19 protein-coding genes and 1 pseudogene are annotated in these 21,686 nt (G+C 54.3%); 4 read left to right on the forward strand and 16 right to left on the reverse strand.

What is annotated here, in order from left to right; genetic code table 11:
- Nucleotides 1-3: 3 nt before the first annotated feature.
- The 12 genes from holB to yceD all read right to left on the reverse strand — a co-directional run bounded on the left by holB (nt 4) and on the right by yceD (nt 9,810).
- Nucleotides 4-1,008, reverse strand: coding sequence for a DNA polymerase III subunit delta' (holB, locus tag ACSZO4_RS06465; RefSeq protein WP_437888041.1), 1,005 nt, complete (start codon nt 1,006-1,008; stop codon nt 4-6).
- Entirely contained in the window at nt 1,005-1,646 is a 642-nt protein-coding gene (tmk, locus tag ACSZO4_RS06470; protein WP_437888042.1) for a dTMP kinase, read from the reverse strand. Before tmk ends, holB begins: the two co-directional genes overlap by 4 nt.
- On the reverse strand, nt 1,636-2,658 hold the full coding sequence (yceG, locus tag ACSZO4_RS06475; protein WP_437888043.1) for a cell division protein YceG: 1,023 nt from the start codon (nt 2,656-2,658) through the stop codon (nt 1,636-1,638). The genes tmk and yceG overlap by 11 nt, the downstream gene beginning before the upstream one ends.
- Nucleotides 2,655-3,470, reverse strand: coding sequence for an aminodeoxychorismate lyase (gene pabC, locus ACSZO4_RS06480; protein WP_437888044.1), 816 nt, complete (start codon nt 3,468-3,470; stop codon nt 2,655-2,657). The genes yceG and pabC overlap by 4 nt, the downstream gene beginning before the upstream one ends.
- Before the next feature lie 125 nt (nt 3,471-3,595).
- Entirely contained in the window at nt 3,596-4,837 is a 1,242-nt protein-coding gene (fabF, locus tag ACSZO4_RS06485; RefSeq protein ID WP_437888045.1) for a beta-ketoacyl-ACP synthase II, read from the reverse strand.
- 86 nt (nt 4,838-4,923) lie between these two features.
- Nucleotides 4,924-5,160 carry an acyl carrier protein gene (gene acpP, locus ACSZO4_RS06490; RefSeq protein WP_000103754.1) on the reverse strand — a complete coding sequence of 79 codons (237 nt, stop codon included), beginning with the start codon at nt 5,158-5,160 and terminating at the stop codon, nt 4,924-4,926.
- Between the two features lie 154 nt (nt 5,161-5,314).
- A complete protein-coding gene (gene fabG, locus ACSZO4_RS06495; protein WP_437888046.1) occupies nt 5,315-6,049 on the reverse strand; it encodes a 3-oxoacyl-ACP reductase FabG in 735 nt (244 codons plus the stop codon).
- Between the two features lie 12 nt (nt 6,050-6,061).
- Entirely contained in the window at nt 6,062-6,991 is a 930-nt protein-coding gene (gene fabD / locus ACSZO4_RS06500) for an ACP S-malonyltransferase (protein ID WP_437888047.1), read from the reverse strand.
- A 15-nt stretch (nt 6,992-7,006) separates the two neighbouring features.
- A complete protein-coding gene (locus ACSZO4_RS06505; protein ID WP_437888048.1) occupies nt 7,007-7,960 on the reverse strand; it encodes a beta-ketoacyl-ACP synthase III in 954 nt (317 codons plus the stop codon).
- Between the two features lie 6 nt (nt 7,961-7,966).
- On the reverse strand, nt 7,967-9,001 hold the full coding sequence (plsX, locus tag ACSZO4_RS06510; protein WP_437888049.1) for a phosphate acyltransferase PlsX: 1,035 nt from the start codon (nt 8,999-9,001) through the stop codon (nt 7,967-7,969).
- Nucleotides 9,002-9,064: 63 nt separating this feature from the next.
- Nucleotides 9,065-9,238, reverse strand: coding sequence for a 50S ribosomal protein L32 (rpmF, locus tag ACSZO4_RS06515; protein WP_003857964.1), 174 nt, complete (start codon nt 9,236-9,238; stop codon nt 9,065-9,067).
- A 50-nt stretch (nt 9,239-9,288) separates the two neighbouring features.
- A complete protein-coding gene (gene yceD, locus ACSZO4_RS06520) occupies nt 9,289-9,810 on the reverse strand; it encodes a 23S rRNA accumulation protein YceD (protein ID WP_437888050.1) in 522 nt (173 codons plus the stop codon).
- 141 nt (nt 9,811-9,951) lie between these two features.
- Between yceD and ACSZO4_RS06525 the strand changes: the two genes are divergently transcribed.
- Both ACSZO4_RS06525 and ACSZO4_RS06530 read left to right on the forward strand, forming a co-directional pair.
- Nucleotides 9,952-10,536: a Maf family protein gene (locus ACSZO4_RS06525; protein WP_437888051.1), complete on the forward strand. Its 585-nt coding sequence runs from the start codon at nt 9,952-9,954 to the stop codon at nt 10,534-10,536.
- Nucleotides 10,537-10,566: 30 nt separating this feature from the next.
- Nucleotides 10,567-11,814 (forward strand): MFS transporter, encoded by a 1,248-nt coding sequence (locus tag ACSZO4_RS06530; RefSeq protein ID WP_437888052.1) that lies wholly within the window; start codon nt 10,567-10,569, stop codon nt 11,812-11,814.
- Between the two features lie 34 nt (nt 11,815-11,848).
- On the opposite strand, the gene rluC is transcribed toward ACSZO4_RS06530, so the two are convergent.
- The gene (gene rluC / locus ACSZO4_RS06535) at nt 11,849-12,802 is read right to left on the reverse strand and encodes a 23S rRNA pseudouridine(955/2504/2580) synthase RluC (RefSeq protein WP_437888053.1); all 954 of its coding nucleotides are present in this window, start codon (nt 12,800-12,802) and stop codon (nt 11,849-11,851) included.
- Between the two features lie 571 nt (nt 12,803-13,373).
- Here rluC and rne point away from each other — a divergent pair.
- Complete coding sequence (gene rne, locus ACSZO4_RS06540; protein ID WP_437888054.1) at nt 13,374-16,655, forward strand: ribonuclease E; 3,282 nt, start codon at nt 13,374-13,376, stop codon at nt 16,653-16,655.
- A gap of 40 nt (nt 16,656-16,695) precedes the next feature.
- On the opposite strand, the gene ACSZO4_RS06545 is transcribed toward rne, so the two are convergent.
- Nucleotides 16,696-17,679 (reverse strand): LysR family transcriptional regulator, encoded by a 984-nt coding sequence (locus tag ACSZO4_RS06545; protein WP_437888055.1) that lies wholly within the window; start codon nt 17,677-17,679, stop codon nt 16,696-16,698.
- Between the two features lie 64 nt (nt 17,680-17,743).
- Here ACSZO4_RS06545 and ACSZO4_RS06550 point away from each other — a divergent pair.
- Nucleotides 17,744-18,954, forward strand: a pseudogene (locus tag ACSZO4_RS06550) (MFS transporter).
- 108 nt (nt 18,955-19,062) lie between these two features.
- On the opposite strand, the gene flgL reads toward ACSZO4_RS06550, so the two are convergent.
- Both flgL and flgK read right to left on the reverse strand, forming a co-directional pair.
- Nucleotides 19,063-20,013, reverse strand: a complete 951-nt coding sequence (gene flgL / locus ACSZO4_RS06555) for a flagellar hook-associated protein FlgL (RefSeq protein WP_437888078.1) — start codon at nt 20,011-20,013, stop codon at nt 19,063-19,065.
- Nucleotides 20,014-20,027: 14 nt separating this feature from the next.
- A complete protein-coding gene (gene flgK, locus ACSZO4_RS06560) occupies nt 20,028-21,668 on the reverse strand; it encodes a flagellar hook-associated protein FlgK (protein WP_437888056.1) in 1,641 nt (546 codons plus the stop codon).
- Nucleotides 21,669-21,686: the final 18 nt, after the last annotated feature.

The following is a 21,686-nucleotide window of genomic DNA, read 5'->3' on the forward strand; positions in this document are numbered from 1 at the left end:
TTCTTAAAGGTGCGACGACGGGATCGCAGCACCAGGTTGCAGGTAATGCTCAATACGTAGCAAAAGATCGGACAGTAATAATTCGCGATTAACGCCAACCACCGTCAGTAGCTGTTCACGGCATTCTATAATGGCGCGCAGGAAAGCATCCAGACGCGCCGCTGACAGCTGGTGCGCCAACTGCTGCACAAGATTGATGGCATCCATATTGGCCAGTAGCGTGGCCCGCTGCTGAATTTTCAGCGCATCCAGAATAAGCGCTCCCAGCCAGTGCAGCCGCTCGCCAACCTGTTCATGGTTTAACAGGCTGAGCAGCGAGAGCCAGTCTCCGCTGTTGAGTGCCTGCTCAACCGACTGACAGAGCGCCTGACGCGGCGCCTGATGTTCCGGCTGCAGCAACACTGCCGCAGCGCCAGGCGCGCCGCCGCAGAGTCGTAGCGCACTAAGAATGGCCTCAGTCGGGGCGGAAGTTTCACGCCCGAGCCAGGCGCTGGCATAATTCTCAGCAGGCGGCGAGAGATGATGAAGGCGACAACGGCTGCGCAGAGTTGCCAGCAAACGGGCCGGCTCACGGCAGGCGAGGAAAAACCAGGTATCCTCAGGCGGCTCTTCCAGCGTTTTCAGCAGCGCATTGGCAGCCGCATCCGTCAGTAACGCGGCATCAGGGATCCAGACCACTTTGGCGCCGCCAAGCCGGGAGCGCTCATAGAGTTTCTCACTGACTTCACGTACCGCATCGATACCCAGCGTCGTTTTGCCTTTCTCCGGCGAAAGCAGGTAATAATCCGGGTGGGTTCCTGCCTGCATCAGCTGGCAACCTTTACAGTGTCCGCAGCTTTTTTGATTTTCCGGTTCCCGGCAAAGCAGGTAACGACAAAGCGCATAAATAAGCGCATCGTCACCCATACCCGGTAATGCATGAACCAGTAACGCATGGTGCCCACGTCCACCCTGATAACTGGCGATCAGTTGTTCATAGTGGGGGCGCAACCACGGATACCATTTCATGCGCCCTGCTCCTGCATCCACGCGGTAACGGTTCGGCGAATCGAGGCAATAACCTCATCCAGCGGCTGCGTGGCGTCAATGGTACGAATTCGCTCATCCTGTGCCGCCAGCTGCAGATAACGTGCGCGGGTACGGTTGAAGAAATCGAACGACTCCTGCTCAATCCTGTCCAGTTCGCCACGGGCACGGGCACGCTTCAGGCCGATTTCAGGCGTGACATCAAGATACAACGTCAGGTCCGGGCGAAAGTCACCCAGCACCGCATCACGCAGGGTGGCAAGCAGGCCCTGATCGATACCCCGGCCGCCGCCCTGATAGGCCTGAGTGGAAAGATCATGACGATCGCCAATCACCCAGCATCCCCTGGCCAGCGCCGGTTTGATCACCGTCTCAACCAGTTGTACACGGGCGGCATAAAACATCAGGACTTCCGCTTTATCGGTAATAATTTCATCGCCAACGGAGCGGATGTCCAGCACCAGGCTGCGGAGTTTCTCCGCCAGCAACGTCCCGCCCGGCTCACGGGTAAAGGCAATATCCTGCACGCCGAGTTCACGTAATGTTTCCACAACCACATCCCGGGCGGTGGTTTTGCCTGCGCCTTCCAGACCTTCGATGACAATGTAATTACTGCCCATTTTTTTCCTTAAGTACTTTCAGGTAATCCTGCACTGATTTGTTATGGCCGCTGAGATTGGTATTGAAGGTATGCCCTCCCTTACCATCCGCAACAAAATAGAGATAAGGCGTTTTCGCCGGATGGGCGGCCGCCTTCAGGGAGGCTTCGCCAGGCGTGGCTATCGGGCCTGGCGGCAGTCCACTAATGACGTAGGTGTTGTAATCCGTTGGCCTTTCCAGGTCACCGCGCGTGAGATTGCCATTATAACGCGCACCCATACCGTAGATCACCGTCGGATCGGTCTGCAGGCGCATCCCAATGCTCAGGCGATTGATAAACACCGAGGCGACCTGGTCACGCTCGCTGGCGACTGCGGTCTCTTTTTCGATGATCGAGGCCATGGTCACCATCGCATTTTTATCTTTGTAAGGCAGCCCCTCTGCCCGCCCTTCCCAGGCCTGGTCGACAGCACGCGTCATTTTCGCATGTGCCCGTTTGAGCAAGGCAACATCCGTGGTATTGGCGGTATACATCCAGGTGTCAGGCCAGATGCTTCCTTCAACCCGCAGCGCATCATCAATATTCAGCGCGGCGGCGACGGTCGCATAGTCATCATCTTTTAAGCTGTGCTTGATCCACGGTGCGTCGCGCAGCTGTTGCAGGTAATCGCTCAGGCGCATGCCTTCCACAAAGCGCAGTGAAAATTGTGCTTCCTTGCCGCTTTCAAGAAGTTGCAGCATCTCGCGCACCGTCATCTCCGGCGTCAGGCGATAGGTTCCCGCTTTGAAGTGGGAAAGATCGGGCTCAACGCGTAATAACCACTGGAACACTCGCGGGCGGTTGATCACTTTTTCGTTGTACAACTGTACGCCCAGAGCAGTACGCCCGGTGCCCGCCTGCAGGGTGAAAATCGTCTCTTCTTTGATAAGGATCTTGCTGTCCGCTAACTGGCGCACTTTCCACAGGCCAGCGCCTGCGGCAATAGCCAGTATCAGCAGCAGAAGAAATACAACACGCAGCATTTTTTTCATGACAATTCAGGGTACTCGCAAAGGGGGGCTAAAAAGTGGTACATCTCCCTGGAAGCCCAAGCTTTGTCATCCCACTGACGAACGGAAATTACCGGCATTAACGCATTACAAATGATAACTTCATCGGCGCAACTCAGGGCATCTGGTCGCGCATTGACTTCGACAACGCGCAGGTCAGAAGATGCCAGTTGTTGCAAACAAAACTGCCGCATAATACCGTTTACACCCGCCTGGTCGACGCGGGGGGTAAAAACATCGCGGCCTTTGCGCCAGAAAATATTCGCGACACAGCATTCCGTAACCCACCCTTCACTGTCAAGAACCAGCGCCTCATCACTCCCCGTTTGCTCAAGATAACGACGGACCAGCACCTGCTCCAGGCGGTTCAGATGCTTAATTCCCGCAAGCATCGGATTACGGCCCAGCCGCACCGGGCTGAGTGAAAGCGATACGCCCTCTTCATGCCAGCGCTGGTAGTGGGCAGGATATGGCGAAGTGCTGAGGATCCGGCTCGGATTCAGACAACCTGCCGCGCTATACCCCCGGCCGCCCGCGCCACGGCTGATAATCACTTTTAACACGCCTGAGATCTGTCTGGCAGCAAGCTGACGCATCTCAGCTTCAAGCTCAGACCAGTCAGCAAATGGGATCAACAGTACCTCACAGGCTTTTTTCAACCGTGCGAGATGCTCAGGCAGAAAATGAATGCCGCCACCGTCGATCCGCGCGGTAGTGAAACAGCCATCACCAAACTGTAATGCCCGGTCACCTGCCGTGAGGACATTCTGTTCAAGACCATTAATCAGAAACATCGTGGCTCCTTGTTGTCAGGATCGGTAGTTTCGCAGGACAAAATAGAGAGGACAAGGGGAGAAAACCGAATAAAAAAGGCCCGACATGCGGGCCTGTTTTGCGTTTATGCAGGAGGAATGGGATCTCAGACCTTTTTAAAGATCAGAGAGCCGTTGGTTCCACCGAAGCCGAAGGAGTTACACAGAACATACTCCATTCCGCTGACCTGACGGGCTTCATGAGGCACAAAGTCCAGATCACAACCTTCATCCGGATTATCCAGGTTGATGGTTGGCGGAATCGCCTGATCGCGCAGTGCCAGAATAGAGAAAATTGACTCTACTGCACCCGCAGCGCCCAGTAAGTGACCGGTCATGGACTTGGTGGAACTTACCAGCACACGGCTGGCCGCATCACCAAAGACGGATTTCACCGCCTGCGTTTCCGCTTTATCACCCGCTGGCGTGGAGGTGCCATGCGCATTGATATAACCAATCTGGCCCGGCTGGATGCCGGCATCACGCAGCGCGTTCACCATTGCTGCGGCAGCGCCTGCGCCATTTTCCGGCGGCGATGTCATGTGGTATGCATCGCTGCTCATGCCGAAACCGATGATTTCTGCATAAATTTTAGCGCCACGTTTTTTCGCGTGTTCATACTCTTCCAGCATGATAATCCCTGCGCCATCGCCGAGAACAAAACCATCACGGTCTTTGTCCCATGGGCGGCTCGCTGCCAGTGGATTATCATTGCGGGTTGAAAGCGCACGCGCTGCGCCAAAGCCACCAACACCTAACGGTGTACTGGCTTTTTCAGCACCACCTGCCAGCATCGCATCTGCATCGCCATACGCGATAATACGCGCTGCATGGCCAATGTTATGCACGCCTGAGGTACAAGCGGTTGCAATCGAAATACTTGGCCCCTGAAGGCCAAACATGATGGTCAGGTGACCGGCCACCATATTAACAATCGTCGACGGTACGAAGAAGGGGCTGATTTTACGCGGGCCGCCATTCACCAGAGAACTATGGTTTTCTTCGATTAAACCCAAACCACCGATACCAGAACCAATAGCGGCACCGATACGGGTTGCGTTTTCTTCCGTCACTTCAAGGCCAGAATCAAGCATGGCCTGCCAGCCTGCAACAATTCCATATTGAATGAAGTCATCCATCTTGCGCTGTTCTTTGCGCGAGATGATCTCATCACAGTTAAAATCCTTTACTAAGCCAGCAAATTTCGTTGCATAGGCGCTAGTATCGAAATGGTCGATCAGGCTGATGCCACTCTGACCGGCAAGGAGAGAGGTCCATGTAGACTCTACGGTATTGCCGACAGGAGACAACATGCCCAGTCCGGTCACAACTACACGACGCTTAGACACGTTTGTCCTCCAGGGAGGGAAAAAATTGGATTCGTGGGAAACAAGATAAAACTCAGGCGGTCGAATGACCGCCTGGAGATGTTCACTTACGCCTGGTGACCGTTGATGTAATCAATGGCAGCCTGAACGGTGGTGATTTTCTCAGCTTCTTCGTCCGGAATCTCAGTATCAAACTCTTCTTCCAGAGCCATTACCAGCTCAACGGTGTCAAGAGAATCAGCGCCCAGGTCTTCAACGAAGGAAGCATTGTTGGTAACTTCTTCCTGCTTAACGCCCAGCTGTTCGCCGATAATTTTCTTAACGCGTTCTTCGATAGTGCTCATACTCTTAAATTTCCTATCAAAACTCGCTTTCGCGATGGTTTTCGTAGTGTATAAAATGTTGAAAAATTTGCAACTAAATCCCGGCAGTTCGTACCACGATTTTACGCTATTTTGAGGCCTTTCACCCTAATAACGCAAATAATTTTAATCGTGGTTAAACCATATACATTCCGCCGTTAACGTGCAGGGTCTCACCAGTGATGTAACCTGCCTCGTCAGAGGCTAAAAATGCAACCGCACTGGCGATTTCCTGCGCACCGCCAAGGCGACCAGCCGGGACCTGCGCCAAAATACCCGCACGCTGATCTTCAGAGAGCGCACGCGTCATGTCCGTTTCAATAAAGCCCGGAGCAACAACGTTCACAGTAATACCACGCGACGCGATTTCTCGTGCCAGTGATTTACTGAAACCAATCAGACCCGCTTTCGCCGCAGCGTAGTTGGCCTGACCAGCATTTCCCATGGTACCAACCACAGAACCGATAGTGATGATACGCCCATGACGCTTTTTCATCATAGCGCGCATCACCGCTTTTGACAGACGGAAAACAGATGACAAGTTGGTTTCGATAATATCGTTCCACTCATCGTCTTTCATACGCATCAGCAGATTGTCGCGTGTGATACCGGCGTTATTGACCAGGATATCCACTTCGCCAAACTCAGCGCGAATGTTTTCCAGAACAGATTCAATGGACGCCGGATCGGTCACGTTCAACAGCAGACCTTTACCGTTCGCCCCCAGATATTCACTGATAGCCTGCGCACCGCTTTCGCTGGTCGCAGTACCAATGACTTTTGCGCCACGAGCGACAAGGGTTTCCGCAATTGCGCGACCAATGCCACGGCTCGCGCCGGTTACCAGTGCGATTTTTCCTTCAAAACTCATGGTGTTCCTCTTTTATTGCGCAAGTGCCTCTGACACTGCTGCAGGCTCATTGAGCGCTGACGCCGTCAGGGTATCAACAATACGTTTCGTCAGACCGGTCAGTACTTTACCTGGTCCCACTTCATACAGGTGTTCAACGCCCTGCGAGGCGATAAACTCAACGCTTTTAGTCCATTGCACCGGACTGAACAGCTGGCGCACCAGCGCGTCACGGATAGCCTCTGGCGAGGTTTCGCACTGCACGTCCACATTATTTACTACCGGAACCTGTGGCGCGCTGAACACGATTTTCTCAAGTTCCGCAGCCAGTTTCTCAGCGGCTGGTTTCATTAATGCGCAATGCGAAGGTACGCTCACTGGCAGCGGCAATGCACGTTTTGCCCCTGCGGCTTTGCAGGCAGCGCCCGCACGCTCCACCGCCTCTTTATGACCGGCGATAACAACCTGGCCCGGTGAGTTATAGTTCACCGGAGAGACAACCTGCCCCTCGGCAGATTCTTCACAGGCTTTAGCGATGGAAGCATCATCAAGACCGATGATTGCCGACATTGCGCCAGTGCCTTGCGGAACGGCTTCCTGCATAAACTTGCCACGCAATTCAACCAGACGCACCGCATCAGCAAAGGGAATCACACCCGCACACACTAATGCTGAGTATTCACCCAGGCTGTGACCTGCCATCAGCGCAGGCGCTTTTCCGCCCTGCTGCTGCCAAACGCGATACAACGCCACCGAAGCGGTCAGCAATGCAGGCTGCGTCTGCCAGGTTTTGTTGAGTTCTTCCGCTGGCCCTTGTTGCACCAGCGCCCACAGGTCATAGCCCAGAGCCGCTGAAGCTTCATTAAAAGTCTCTTCCACCACCGGGTGGCTGGCTGCCATCTCAGAGAGCATACCGACAGCCTGGGAGCCTTGTCCCGGAAACACAAAAGCAAATTGCGTCATGTTGTTATCCTTATACTAGAAACGAACCAGCGCCGAACCCCAGGTAAACCCGCCGCCGAAGGCCTCAAGCAGGATCAACTGACCCCGCTGAATACGGCCATCACGGACGGCTTCATCCAGCGCGCAAGGTACGGATGCGGCAGAGGTGTTGCCATGACGATCGAGCGTCACCACCACGTTGTCCATCGACATACCCAGCTTTTTCGCCGTCGCGCTGATGATTCGCAGGTTAGCCTGATGAGGTACCAGCCAGTCCAGTTCGCTGCGTTGCAGGTTATTTGCTTCCAGGGTTTCATCGACGATGCGAGAAAGCTCAGTCACCGCCACTTTAAAGACTTCATTCCCTGCCATAGTCAGGAAAATAGCGTTGTCCGGGTTAACGCGATCGGCGTTCGGCAGCGTTAATAACTCGCCGTAACTGCCATCGGCATGCAGGTGAGTAGAGATGATCCCCTGCTCTTCAGATGCCCCGAGGACAACGGCTCCGGCACCATCGCCAAAAATGATGATCGTGCCGCGATCTTCCGGATTACAGGTTCGAGCCAGCACATCAGAACCGATGACCAGCGCACGTTTAACGGCGCCTGACTTCACGTACTGATCGGCAATGCTCAACGCATAGGTGAAACCGGCACAGGCTGCGGCAACATCGAATGCCGGACAACCTTTAATGCCCAACATGTTCTGCACCTGGCATGCCGCACTTGGGAAGGCATGCGTCGCCGATGTCGTGGCGACAATAATCAGACCAATTTCATCAGCGCTAACGCCGGCCATCTCCAGCGCACGCTTCGCCGCTTCAAACCCCATGGTTGAAACAGTTTCATTCGGCGCGGCAATGCGGCGTTCACGGATACCTGTGCGGGTGACAATCCACTCGTCAGACGTATCCACCATTTTTTCCAGTTCGGCATTAGTTCGCACGTGCTCAGGCAGATAGCTGCCGGTACCCATAATCTTCGTATACATGTACGCTCAGTCTTTTTCCGGTAACACAGATTCCAGGCGAGCGGCAATTCGCTGGGGAACTTGCCGCTGCACCGCCTGCACTGCCTGCTCAATGGCGACGCTAAAAGCTCGCTGATTGGCTGCACCATGACTCTTAATCACCGTGCCGCGCAATCCTAACAGACAGGCGCCATTATACTGGTCGGGGTTGAGGTGACTGAATCGCCTTGTCAGGCTTTTTTGTAACCAACGCTTTAATAAAATCAGCCACCACGCCCGTTTTTTACCTTCACCCTGCGATTTCAGCAGTGAAAGAAACATCCTGACAACACCTTCCATGGTTTTTAAGGTGACGTTTCCTGTAAACCCGTCACACACCAGTACATCCGTTTTACCGGTAAGTAATTCGTTCGCTTCCAGATAACCAATATAGTTAATCGTGGAGACCGTCTTCAGAATAGCCGCAGCATCGTGAATATTGTCATGACCTTTGGTCTCTTCTTCACCAATATTCAACAGCGCTACGCGGGGATTAACAATCCCAACCACTTCTTCGGCCATTACTGCGCCCATCACCGCAAATTGCGCCAGCATTTTGCCATCGCAATCCACGTTAGCCCCTAAATCCAGCACCACCGTCTTGCCTTTTTGTTGATGGGGCAGCACGGTGACCAGTGCGGGTCGCTCAATCCCGTCTATCGGCCTGAGCAGCAATTTAGCCAGCCCCATCAATGCGCCGGTATTGCCCGCGCTGACACAGGCTTCAGCCCGTCCTTCTTTTACCAGCTCCAGTGCCACTCGCATTGAGCTACCCCGACTGTTGCGGATAGCGTGCGAAGGGCGCGCATCACTGGCAATAACTGACTGTGCCGGTACAACCAGCAAGCGTGAGCGTTGCTCAAAATCAGCTTTTGCGAGCAATGGTGTGATGGTGTCGGGATCGCCGACTAAAAGAAGATTGAGGTGCGAATTAGAATCCAGTGCCTGCAATGCTGCAGGCACTGTCACGGAAGGCCCAAAATCGCCCCCCATGACATCTAACGCCAGGGTTAGACGAGTCAAGGTATCGGTAAATCCCCGCTTTCACGGGGAAATCCTCACTAAGTTTTTCACGCTTGCGCGTGATTACTTAGTGATTACCTTGCGGCCACGGTAGAAACCGTCGGCAGTGATGTGGTGACGCAGGTGTTTCTCACCAGAGGTTTTGTCTACAGACAGGCTGGTGACTGCGGTCAGAGCGTCATGAGAACGACGCATGCCACGTTTGGAACGGGTTGGTTTATTCTGTTGTACGGCCATGGACCTTACTCCTTAATTACGATTAACCCCGTTTGATGGGGGAAAACCTATTACTTACGCTTTAAGCTGGCTAATACGGCAAATGGGTTTGGTTTTTGCGCTTCATCAGGCAATTCACCAAAGACCATGTCCGCCTCGGACACTTCACAGTGTTCAGAATCATGCACCGGAACTACAGGCAGGGAGAGAATGATTTCATCCTCAACTAATGCCCGCAGATCGATTTCACCGAATTCGTCAACCTCAATCGGTTCATACGCTTCCGGCAGTGCTTCGGCCTGCTCGTCAGAACGGACAGGGCTGAAACAATATGTTGTGTGAACCTGATGGATAAACGGCTTGCCGCAACGCTGACATTCCAGAGACACCGTCACCTTCGCATCACCGGTAATGACCGCGAGGCGTTGGTTATCGATGGCAAACGAAATGGAGCATTCCACATCACTGTCCACACTGACTACAGACTCGCCGACACGACCAACTTGATCGGGCAGATAGACACCCTGGTAATCAAGGCGTTTTTGAGCCGTGCGAACCGGGTCGAGAGTCAGGGGTAATTTTACCTTTTGCATAGGGCGCGCATATTAACTTTGTAACGTCATAGAGTCAAAGAAAAAGGCAGCCTCAGGTTGCCTTTTGCCAATAATTCGCACACATTGCGGCCTACAGTTTAAAATGCCTGTCATGGTTAAGCCATATTTGGTGAAAAAAATATGTCAGATATTATTCTTGCATCAACCTCACCCTGGCGGCGCATGCTGCTGGAAAAGCTCGGTATCCCTTTTGAATGCGCAGCGCCGACAACGGATGAAACCCCGCAACCCGGTGAGACGCCTCGCCATCTGGTGTTGCGTCTGGCGCAGGAAAAAGCGCAATCTCTCGCCGAACGTTATCCTCATCATCTTATTATTGGATCCGATCAGGTCTGTGTTCTGGAAGGTGAAATAACCGGCAAACCGCACACCGAAGACAATGCCTGCAGGCAGTTACGCAAAGCCAGCGGCAATATTGTGACTTTCTATACCGGGCTGGCGCTGTTTAATTCAGCAACCGGGCATCTGCAAACAGAATGTGAACCCTTTGATGTCCATTTTCGCCACTTAAGCGACCAGGAAATCGAAGATTACGTGCGTAAGGAACGCCCACTGCAATGCGCCGGAAGTTTTAAGAGCGAAGGACTGGGTATCGCGCTCTTTGAACGCCTGGAAGGCCGCGATCCTAATACGCTGGTGGGCTTGCCATTAATTGCACTTTGCCAGATGCTGCGTCGGGAACAACGTAATCCTTTGCTTAGCTGACAAATAACGCCTGACTTTATAAGGAACACCGTGAAATCGCGTAGCCTGTCTCAACCGACGTCAACAGGCCTGTGGTCGCTAATCGCGCTGGCCAGTCTGATTTTAATGATAACGATGGGGATCAGGCAGACCGTGGGCCTGTTTATCCACCCGATCCTCCATTCCACCACCATGAGCATTGCCGAAGTCAGTATGGCGCTGGCGATCGGTCAGTTGATGTGGGGAGCGTTTCAGCCCCTGTTCGGCGCATGGGCGGATAAACGCGGCGCCTTCAACGTGCTGGTGCTGGGCGCGGTACTCATTGCCCTTGGCCAAATCGGCACCCTCTGGGCCTCATCGTTCCTGCCCCTGACTCTGGCTCAGGGGTTGTTGAGTCCTGCGGGCGCTGCCGCCGGGAGTTTCTCAGTGCTGATTGGTATCGTCGCCAGTCGTTTGCCGAGTGACAAAGGTTCGGTTGCCAGCGGAATGATTAACGCTGGCGGCTCGCTGGGGCAGTTTATCTTCGCCCCGTTGATCCAGTTGATTGTCAGCCTGCGCGGCGCGGCGTCGGGACTGCTGTTTCTCGCCTTTGCCGCGCTCTCCACCATTATTCCATCGTGGTTTTTATGCCGGAAGAATGCGCAACCCGCCGTCAAACCGGTATTGACGGCGGCGGCTGACGAGCCAGGACTGAAGCAGCAGATCCGGCTCGCGTTTCGCAATCCCAGCTATCTTCTGCTGCATGCGGGATTTCTCACCTGCGGCTTTCACGTGGCATTCCTCACCACCCATTTACCAAGTGAAGTAAATCTGTGCGGTCATGATGCGTCCGTTTCTGCGGTCAGTCTGTCGCTGATTGGCCTGTTTAATATTGCAGGCAGCATTATCGCCGGCATTCTTGGCAAACGTTACCCGATGAAATACATCCTCGCGTGGCTGTATGCTTCGCGCGCAGTGTTGATCATTGCTTTCTTGTTGTCGTCAAAATCTGAGCTGGCGTTTTACATTTTTGCCTGTGCAATCGGCCTGACCTGGCTTGCCACCGTGCCGCCCACGGCGGGTATTGTGGGCAAGCTCTTTGGCACTCGCTATCTGGCGACGCTGTTTGGCTTCACGCTGTTCTCACATCAGATAGGGGCATTTTTTGGCGCCTGGCTCGGAGGGGTTGCCATGCAGTATGAAGGGAGTCTTGACTGGGTATGGTACGCGGATATTGCGCTGGCCATTATCGCGGCGTTAATCAATTTGCCGATCAAAGAGAAAAACACGGCACAACCGCTCACCCCACGTACCACCTGAGAAAAAGGGTAGCCATCGCGGCTACCCTTTTCGTTTACTTCTGGCTACGAAGCACCTGGAGACAACGCTTTAGCCCGGCATCGAGCGGCGCTTCAATACGGATAATTTCGCCCGTATTCGGATGAGTAAACTTCAGCGCGGCGGCATGCAGGAACAGCCGGGACAGCCCGGTACCCGCCAGCTGCTTGTCAAACTCTCGGTCACCATAGCGGTCGTCAAAAGCGATGGGATGTCCGGCATGCTGCGTGTGCACACGGATCTGGTGAGTACGCCCGGTCACCGGACTACAGCGAACCAGGGTCGCAATCTCATAACGCTCCTCAACCTTAAAGCGGGTTTCGGAAGGTTTACCCTCACTGTTGACACGAACGATGCGTTCTCCGCTTTGCAGAATATTTTTCAGCAACGGCGCCTGCACCACCTTGACATGCGACTGCCACTGTCCGCGCACCAGCGCCAGATAGTCCTTCTGCATCCCCTTTTCACGCAGCTGTTCATGCAATGAACGCAGCGCGGAACGCTTTTTCGCCACCAGCAGTACGCCAGAAGTGTCGCGATCGAGACGGTGAACCAGTTCAAGGAAACGGGCTTCAGGACGTAAAGCGCGCAGGCCTTCGATAACCCCGAAGCTGAGGCCGCTACCACCGTGTACCGCAGTGCCGGAAGGTTTGTTCAGTACCAGAATATGTTCGTCTTCATAGAGAATAACGTCGTTCAGCGCAGCCACTTTCTGCAAATGTGGCGAAACGGCCTCTTCTTCTCTTTCGGCAACCCGCACCGGCGGAATACGCACCTCATCACCGGATTCCAGTTTGTATTCCGGCTTAACGCGTTTTTTGTTAACCCGCACTTCCCCTTTACGCAGGATGCGATAAATCATGCTTTTTGGCACACCTTTCAGCTGGGTGCGCAAAAAATTGTCAATACGTTGCCCCGCTTCATCATCGGTGATGGCAACATTTTTTACGGCTGGAGTCTCAGTTTTCATGGGAGGCGATTCTAATTATCGCCGATGATTAGCGCCACTCATTTTTCTATGCTTATATTTACTCATGATCCCGGACGACTTCGTTCTTCACAGATGATTTGGCGGTTATTAAATCAATCGCCTGCCAAAAGTGAAAAAACTGTGAGTAACCGGGTGATAAATGGTAAAAGTCAGCTTGCTATCACAAGGCTCGCAAGGAATAATGTTGCAGTTTTCCGCGTTGAATCTTGTGCATACAAGCAATTAGCGGAATGAACAGTTTTGCCTGTCCGACCATACACGCAGCAATGGCGTAAGACGTATTGGACTTTCAGGCACTTAGCGGGCTGCGGGTTGCAGTCCTTACCGGTAGATGGAATCTTCTCTGGAGAGTTTTTCCCAGGCTGTTCCCCTGATAATTGCGCTGTGTTTTCCACAGGAAATACAGGCAACCGACACACTGCGCCTCTTAAGCGAGCGACAACCGTGAGGTTGGCGACGTGAACAGTCACGAGGCCATCGGTTCTCCCCCGGAAAGGCGTTACTTTGCCCGCAGCTTAGTCGTCAATGTAAGAATAATGAGTAAGTTACGATGAAAAGAATGTTAATCAACGCAACTCAGCAAGAAGAGTTGCGTGTTGCCCTCGTGGATGGGCAGCGCCTGTACGATCTGGATATCGAAAGTCCTGGACACGAACAGAAAAAAGCCAACATCTACAAAGGTAAAATCACCCGCATTGAACCGAGTCTGGAAGCTGCATTCGTTGATTACGGTGCTGAACGTCACGGTTTCCTGCCTCTTAAAGAAATTGCCCGCGAATACTTTCCTGCCAATTACAATTCTCATGGTCGTCCGAACATCAAAGATGTGTTGCGCGAAGGCCAGGAAGTTATTGTTCAAATTGATAAAGAAGAACGCGGCAACAAAGGCGCTGCGCTGACGACGTTTATCAGTCTTGCGGGCAGCTACCTCGTATTGATGCCAAACAACCCACGTGCAGGCGGCATTTCTCGCCGTATCGAGGGTGACGATCGCACCGAGTTAAAAGAAGCGCTCGCCAGCCTGGAACTCCCGGACGGTATGGGCTTAATCGTTCGTACCGCCGGTGTTGGCAAATCCGCTGAATCACTGCAATGGGATCTTAGTTTCCGTCTGAAACACTGGGAAGCTATCCAGAAAGCAGCGGAAAACCGCCCTGCCCCGTTCCTGATCCACCAGGAAAGCAACGTTATCGTTCGCGCTTTCCGTGATTACCTGCGCCAGGACATCGGCGAAATTCTGATTGATAACCCGAAAATTCTTGAGCTGGCACGCCAGCACATAGCAGCCCTGGGTCGTCCGGATTTCAGCAGTAAAATTAAACTGTACACCGGTGAAATTCCGCTGTTCAGCCACTACCAGATTGAATCGCAGATTGAATCTGCGTTCCAGCGCGAAGTTCGCCTGCCGTCCGGCGGCTCTATCGTTATCGACTCCACTGAAGCGTTAACGGCTATCGATATCAACTCCGCACGCGCAACCCGTGGCGGCGATATCGAAGAAACGGCGTTTAACACCAACCTGGAAGCGGCCGATGAAATCGCTCGCCAGCTGCGTCTGCGTGACCTTGGCGGTCTGATCGTTATCGACTTTATCGATATGACCCCGGTTCGCCACCAGCGTGCGGTAGAAAATCGCCTGCGTGAAGCGGTTCGTCAGGACAGAGCGCGCATTCAGATCAGCCATATTTCTCGCTTCGGCCTGCTGGAGATGTCTCGCCAGCGCCTGAGCCCGTCACTGGGTGAATCAAGCCACCACGTCTGCCCGCGTTGTACGGGTACCGGTACCATCCGTGATAATGAATCCCTGTCACTCTCTATCCTGCGTCTTATTGAAGAAGAAGCGCTGAAAGAGAATACTCAGGAAGTTCATGCCATTGTTCCGGTGCCGATTGCCTCTTATCTGCTGAACGAAAAACGTTCTGCGGTCAGCGCTATCGAAACCCGTCAGAACGGCGTGCGTTGCGTGATCGTTCCTAACGATCAAATGGAAACCCCGCATTACTCTGTTCTGCGCGTGCGTAAAGGCGAAGAGACGCCAACCCTGAGCTATCTGCTGCCGAAACTGCATGAAGAAGAGATGGCGCTGCCATCTGAAGAAGAAGCCACTGAGCGTAAACGTCCTGAGCAACCTGCGCTTGCGGCCTTCGTGATGCCTGAAATACCGCCAGAGCCTCAGGCACCGACCGCGCCTGTTGCCAGAACGCAGCCTTCCGCTTCGTCACAAACCGTTGCCGCGCCTGCAGCTCCAGGTCTCTTCAGCCGTCTGTTCTCCGCGCTGAAAAACCTGTTTGCAGCCAGCGAACCAGCTGCGCCAGTTGAAGTGAAAGAAGAGAAGAAAGAAGAGAAACAAGAGCGTTCCCAGGATCGTCGCAAACCGCGCCAGAACAATCGTCGCGACCGTAACGACAGAAACGATCGTAATGACCGTAACGAGCGCCGCGACAATCGTGCCGACAGTAACGAACCGCGTGAAAATCGCGATGAGAACCGTCGTAATCGTCGTGAGAAGCCGCAGCAAAATAGTGAAGATCGTGAACTTCGCCAGAACGCCGCGCCGGAAGATAACGAAAAAGCGAAATCACGTGACGAGCAGCAGCCACGTCGCGATCGCAATCGTCGTCGCAACGAAGAAAAACGTCAGCCGCAGCAGGATGCCAAAGCCCTGGATCGTGAAGAGCCAGCAGAGCAGGAAGCCGCAGCGGAAGAACGTGTTCAGGTTATGCCGCGTCGTAAACAACGTCAGTTAGCGCAGAAAGTGCGTATCACTGACGGGGCTCAGGCCAGCGAAACCGTGGTTGAAGCCGCACCAGCGGCAGAAGCGCCAGTGCAGCATACTGAAGTTGCTAAACGTGACCTGCCAGCCGTCATCGACACTGCGGTTGAGCAGGACGATAACGCGGAATCCCGAGATAACGCTGGAATGCCGCGCCGTTCTCGTCGTTCACCGCGTCATCTGCGCGTCAGCGGTCAACGTCGTCGTCGCTACCGTGATGAGCGTTATCCGGCCCAGTCCGCAATGCCGCTGGCTACCGCCTGTGCATCGCCGGAAATGGCATCGGGTAAAGTATGGGTACAGTATCCAGTTGCCCGTGCGCAAAACGACGTGCAGGAAGCGCAAGTGCAAGTGGCAGAACAGCAGTATGACGTTCAGCCTGTTGTGGCCGTCGCTGAAGTCGCACCGGTTCACGCGCAGGCCGTACAGCAGCCTGTTACTGTTGTGGAAGAGCAGCAACCGGTGGTTGTTGAACCGCAAACCGCAGTGGCAGAGCCACAGCCGGTAGAGGTGCAGACCACCCAGCCTGAAGTGATTGAAGCACCTGTTGCGGAACAACCGGCGTTGACTGCTGCCGGGGAAGAACCCGCTGTTGACGAAGTGGCGGCAGAAGAGGTCGCTCCTGTCGCTGAACCGGTAGCTGCTGAGCCAGAGGTCGTGGAAGCACCTGTTGTTGCTGAGTCCGGTTTTGTCGACGCTATTGCTCCGGAGCCGGAAGTTGTGGCGGCTGAAGAGACCGCTGTCGAAGAGGCGGTTGCTCAAGAGACTGAGACTGTTGCAGCAGAGCCGGTCGTTGAAGCACCTCAGCCGGTTGAACCTGTCGTTGCCGCACCAGTCGTTGAAGCCGCAGTCGCCTCAGTGCAGGTAGCCAACAACGCCGCACACCATGCCACTGCGCCGATGACCAAAGCACCGGCACCGTCATATGTGCCTGAAGCTCCACGTCAAAGCAACTGGGTTCGTCCTCAGTTCGATTTTGATGGTAAAGGTTCAGCTGGCGGTCATAGCGCAACCCACACGGCGACCGCGCCTGCGACGCGCCCACAGCCAGTAGAGTAATCTCTTCTCTGGTAAAAAGCCGACCTTCGGGTCGGCTTTTTTATGCCCTGCGTTCAGGAACCCGTACCCCACTCAGGCCCGGCATCACCTCACGCATCAGTTGTAAGAACATGCGCAGCCGCGCAGGATAATAGCGCGCCCAGGGATAGACCAGATGCACCGGCAAAGGTGCAGGCTGCCATTCAGGCACAAGCGCCACCAGCTTACCGCTGCGAATATCTTCCTCTACCGTCCAGCTTGATACGGCGGCCACGCCAAGGCCGGCAAGCGCTGTATTGCGGGCGACATACAGGCTGTCGGTTGATAAACGTGGCGACAGCGCCACGCGTCGCATCTCACCACTAGCCACGTGGGTCAGTTGAATATCGTGCTGATAGAAGGTGTTGAGCGCAATCCACGGCAACGCACTCAGCTCCGGGAGACTGCTCAGCGGGGGATACTGCGCCAGTAAAGCAGGTGCGGCCACCAGGCAACGGGGAACTTCAGCCAGTAACACCGAAACCGTTGCCGGGTCGATTTCGGCCCCGACACGAATAGCACAATCAATATTGTCACTGAGGAAGTTGACGCTCTTATCGTTTAGCATCCACTCCACGCTGAGCCGGGGATGGCGCTGCAAAAATGCTGTGAGCGGCGTCAGGAGTTGCTCCTGACCGAAGGCATGCGGCGCACGTACCCGCAGCGTACCGACAGGTTCATCCTCTGACTGACCAAGATCGTCTTCCAGCGTCATCCAGGCGTCGATCACCCGTTTTGCATGCTGGTAGCATCGCTCTCCGTCATCGGTCAGTTTCATTGCATGAGTACTGCGCAACAGGAGTTTCACCCCCAGCACCGTCTCCAGCGACTGCAAACGACGACTGATGGTTGCCTGAGTTGTCGCCAGCTGGCGCGCGGCTGCCGACAGGGATCCTGCCTCAACAATACGCACCAGCGTGCGCATCAACTCCACCCTATCTATACGCTCTGTTCGCATCTTAATCACATTTGTTATACGCCATACGTATAACCGTTTTACCACCATGCTCTCTACCGTGCCAGCCCGGGATGAGGAAAAATGCACTCACACCAAATTCGAGGAAAACCTTATGAACCGTCATGCTCAACCATTGAATGCCGCACGCTTTCTGATCTTCGTGCTGGCGCTGGGCGCGGGATTCAGCGTGGCCGCCATCTACTACGCACAACCACTGTTACCCCTGATGGGCAGCGATCTGCATTTAACCATCAACGGGATGGGACTGGTCCCCACCCTCACTCAGGCAGGCTATGCCCTGGGGATCCTTTTTTTACTGCCGCTCGGGGATCGCTACGATCGCCGTCGTTTGATTCTGAGCAAATGTGCCGCACTGGCACTGCTGCTGGCCTGTAGTTTTACCAGCCAGCTATCGACCCTGCTGGTCGTCAGTTTACTGCTGGGCTGGCCGCGACGATGGCGCAGGATATCGTACCGGCAGCGGCAATTCTGGCCCCGCAGGGTAAACAGGGGAAAACCGTGGGAACCGTGATGACAGGTTTGCTGCTGGGCATTCTGCTTTCCCGTATCGTCAGCGGTTTTGTGGGAGTGGCGTTTGGCTGGCGGGTCATGTTCCAGCTCGCGGCGGTGAGTGCCAGCTTTATCGGCGCGCTGCTGTGGATCGTGCTGCCACGCTTCGCAGCGCATTCGACCCTGAGCTACCCACAACTGATGAAATCGATGGCTCACCTCTGGCAGCGCTACCCTGCCCTGCGCCGCGCAGCCTTTGCTCAGGGATTCTTATCCATTGCCTTCAGCGCCTTCTGGTCAACCCTTGCCGTTATGCTGCTGGAAAAATATCAGTTCGGTAGCGCAGTGGCGGGAACATTTGGCATTGCCGGGGCCGCAGGCGCCTTAGCCGCGCCGCTGGCGGGCGGACTTGCTGATAAAGTCGGGGCGGAAAAAGTGACCCAGCTTGGCGCAGCACTGGTATCGGTCTCTTTTGCGCTGATGTTTGCGCTGCCCTTACTCCCCGCTCATGCACAGCTGGTGGTCATTGCGCTTTCAGCAATAGGCTTTGACTTGGGTCTGCAATCAAGCCTCGTTGCCCACCAGAATCTGGTGTACGGGCTGGAACCGCAGGCCCGCGGCAGACTCAATGCCCTGCTGTTTACCGTGGTGTTTATCGGCATGGCGCTGGGCTCTGTGCTGGGCAGTAAAATCTACAGCGTGACTGGCTGGGAGGGGGTTGTGACGCTGGCCACGCTGACCGGGGTTATCGCGCTGGTTATCCGGGTTTTCGACAATCGCCGGGTGCAGGCAGTAAGCAGAAATCCGGGTTAAGAATTAACCCGCCATTCGCGTGTTTACAGCAGTAAAAAAAAGCCCGCACCGGAGACCGGAGCGGGCATATGGACCATAGCCAGTTTCAAGATATGGTCAAAGCAAAACTTATTTATTCAGCTGGAACAACGACATACCCTGCATATCGCTGAAAGCTTTGTAGGAGGCCTGCAACGCTGCCTGCTGCATGGTGTAAGAGGAGATAGCAGAGTTCCAGTCCACATCAACCAGGTCACTCATCTGCTGGGTCAGACTCAGCGAACGGTCATCACCCAGTGCATCCAGTTTGTCCAGCTCATCAAGTTGCGTACCCAGTTCAGCGCGCACGGTCAGCACATTGTTGAGCGAGTTACGCAACCCACGGTTTGCTTTATCCATCGCGGCCTGAGAGGTCTCTTTCGCGGCTTCATCATCACTGACCGGTACTTTCAGCGCGGCAATGGCATCGTCAAGGATCTTGAAAACATCGGATTCAACGCTGCCATCTGACTCTTTTACGGCGTTGCTTGTGGCGCTCTGGAATACCTGCTCGCCGGTATGGGCAATCACCATGGTACGCGCGGCATCAACCTGCTGACTGATGGCTTCATCACCGCCGCTGTATGCTCCGGTGGTGGTATCGAAAGGCGCGTCACTGGTTTTGTAGCCGCCAAAAATATAGCGACCGTTACCATCAGTGCTGTTGGCCAGGTTCATCAGCTGATCGCGGATACCTTGCAGCTCCGTGGCCGTCGAAGCTCGGTCATCGTCACTCAGGCTACCGTTACCCGCTTTAACAATAGTGCTTTGCGCCGCGGTTACCGCGGTGGTGACCTGAGACAGCACGCTTTCTTCCAGAGAGATTTTCTGGTTAGCGAAAGTACGCGCCGTTTTGTATTGTTCGTTCTGCTGCTGGGCCTGAGAAACAACCACCGCCTGAGAGGCCGCGATCGGATCATCTGACGGGCGGTTTACACGCAGCCCGGTCGACATTTGCTCGCCGTATTCCAACCACTTACTCTGTGAGTTGGTGATACCACGCATGTTTTGTTCATACATCATCTGTGTACTGATACGCATCATTCACCTCTTACTTAGCGTATGTTCAGTAACGCATCAAACAGCGTGCTGGCAGTCTGAAGCACCTGTGCGTTGGCGAGATAATACTGCTGGTAGCGTTGCAGATTACCGTATTCTTCATCCAGGTTAACGCCGGAGATGGATTGCTGCTGATTGCTCAGCTGAGTCACCACATTCTCCTGAGTCGTGCTGCTGGTCTTAAGCGTGGACGTTGTGGTCCCGATGGTACTGATTAATGCGGCATAGGCGTCGTTAAAAGTCTTCGCGCCACCCACTACTTTATCGTTTTGCAGATCAAGCAGCGCCTGACCGTTTTTATTGTCGCTCTCGCCGGATGTCGCGCTTTCCGCCATGGCGATTTTCGACTCATCGGTAATAGCCACATCCATATTGATAATGGCGTTGGCAACCGGCTTAACGGTAAAGCTGTCATTCTTGTCGGCAGTGCCAGAAACCGTGACTTTCAGACCGTCGAAAGACAGTGAGCCATCTGCTGCCGGCGTTACCGTAACAGAGGTATTGTCGGCAAGACGGGTCACACTCCAGCCGGAATCGGTCTTCGTTAATTTGTAGTCCGTCGCTTTTACATCGGTGCTGCTGGTAACTTCTGCGGTCAGCGTCGCGCCACCGGTGTTTTTGGTGTTACTCAGCGTGCTCGGGCTACCAATGGTAAAGAAATCCGTGCCCGCGTTGCCGTCGACGTCGAAACCTTCTTTATGCTGGGTGTTAAACGCATCAGCAAACGACAGCGCCAGTTGTCCCAGCGTATTACGCGTCTGGTCCAGATCCTGGGAGCGGAAGGTCAACAGGCCGCCAAGAGAACCGCTGGTCAGCAGTTTTTCCGGGATCTCAATGTTACCCGCGGTGTTATCCACATAGGCCACCGTGGTACGTGCAGGATCCGCGCTGGAGGACACCGCCGCCAGCTGACGCGCCGTACTCCCCTGCACCAGGGTATAACCATTGGCCATGGTCACGTTATAGCTGCTGCCATCCTGAACGCTTACCTCAACACCCACAATCTTGTTCAGTTCGCTGACCAGCTGGTCACGTTGATCAAGCAGGTTATTGGGGGATGCACCTGCACCAACGCCGGTCAGGCGGGAGATCTGGTCATTCAGGTTAGCAATCTGTTGGGTATAACTGTTGATCTGGTCAACGCTCGACGAGATCGAAATATTGATCTGTTTATCCTGGTCACGCAGATACTGATCCGTCACCTGGAACTGGTTGACCAACGCATCCGCCTTACCCAGCAGGCTCTGACGAGATGCCGGATCTTCAGCGTTACTCACCAGGGTTTGTAAACTGGAGAAGAAACCTTGCAGGGACGTCGACAACGAGTTAGTGGTGCTGGAGACCATATCGTTGATTTTCGACATCTGCTCATAGCGCGAAGTCAGCCCGCTGCTCTGTGTCTCGGCTGCGCGAAGCTGGTTGGTGATAAACGAATCATATTCGCGCTGTACGCCAGAGACGTAAGCACCGTTCCCTACCCAACCGCCTGCGCCCAGAGTACTGTTAGCCGCGGAGATAATCGTTGTCTGACGCGTATAGCCCGCCACGTTATAACTTGAAATGTTATTACTGGTGGTATTGAGTGCCGCCTGGGCTGCACTCAAGCCGCTCATGGCGCTATTAATCAAGCTGGACATGGAGGTTCCTTATTAACT

This window comes from Phytobacter sp. V91 (genome assembly GCF_965644225.1).
Lineage (GTDB): Bacteria > Pseudomonadota > Gammaproteobacteria > Enterobacterales > Enterobacteriaceae > CBFFRJ01.

Excerpts from the sequence above, each read along its gene's own strand:
- holB (WP_437888041.1), bottom strand. The coding sequence starts at position 1,008 with ATGAAATGGTATCCGTGGTTGCGCCCCCACTATGAACAACTGATCGCC.
- tmk (WP_437888042.1), bottom strand. The coding sequence starts at position 1,646 with ATGGGCAGTAATTACATTGTCATCGAAGGTCTGGAAGGCGCAGGCAAA.
- yceG (WP_437888043.1), bottom strand. The coding sequence starts at position 2,658 with ATGAAAAAAATGCTGCGTGTTGTATTTCTTCTGCTGCTGATACTGGCT.
- pabC (WP_437888044.1), bottom strand. The coding sequence starts at position 3,470 with ATGTTTCTGATTAATGGTCTTGAACAGAATGTCCTCACGGCAGGTGAC.
- acpP (WP_000103754.1), bottom strand. The coding sequence starts at position 5,160 with ATGAGCACTATCGAAGAACGCGTTAAGAAAATTATCGGCGAACAGCTG.
- fabG (WP_437888046.1), bottom strand. The coding sequence starts at position 6,049 with ATGAGTTTTGAAGGAAAAATCGCACTGGTAACCGGCGCGAGCCGTGGC.
- fabD (WP_437888047.1), bottom strand. The coding sequence starts at position 6,991 with ATGACGCAATTTGCTTTTGTGTTTCCGGGACAAGGCTCCCAGGCTGTC.
- ACSZO4_RS06505 (WP_437888048.1), bottom strand. The coding sequence starts at position 7,960 with ATGTATACGAAGATTATGGGTACCGGCAGCTATCTGCCTGAGCACGTG.
- rpmF (WP_003857964.1), bottom strand. The coding sequence starts at position 9,238 with ATGGCCGTACAACAGAATAAACCAACCCGTTCCAAACGTGGCATGCGT.
- yceD (WP_437888050.1), bottom strand. The coding sequence starts at position 9,810 with ATGCAAAAGGTAAAATTACCCCTGACTCTCGACCCGGTTCGCACGGCT.
- ACSZO4_RS06525 (WP_437888051.1), top strand. The coding sequence starts at position 9,952 with ATGTCAGATATTATTCTTGCATCAACCTCACCCTGGCGGCGCATGCTG.
- rluC (WP_437888053.1), bottom strand. The coding sequence starts at position 12,802 with ATGAAAACTGAGACTCCAGCCGTAAAAAATGTTGCCATCACCGATGAT.
- rne (WP_437888054.1), top strand. The coding sequence starts at position 13,374 with ATGAAAAGAATGTTAATCAACGCAACTCAGCAAGAAGAGTTGCGTGTT.
- ACSZO4_RS06545 (WP_437888055.1), bottom strand. The coding sequence starts at position 17,679 with ATGGTGGTAAAACGGTTATACGTATGGCGTATAACAAATGTGATTAAG.
- flgL (WP_437888078.1), bottom strand. The coding sequence starts at position 20,013 with ATGCGTATCAGTACACAGATGATGTATGAACAAAACATGCGTGGTATC.
- flgK (WP_437888056.1), bottom strand. The coding sequence starts at position 21,668 with ATGTCCAGCTTGATTAATAGCGCCATGAGCGGCTTGAGTGCAGCCCAG.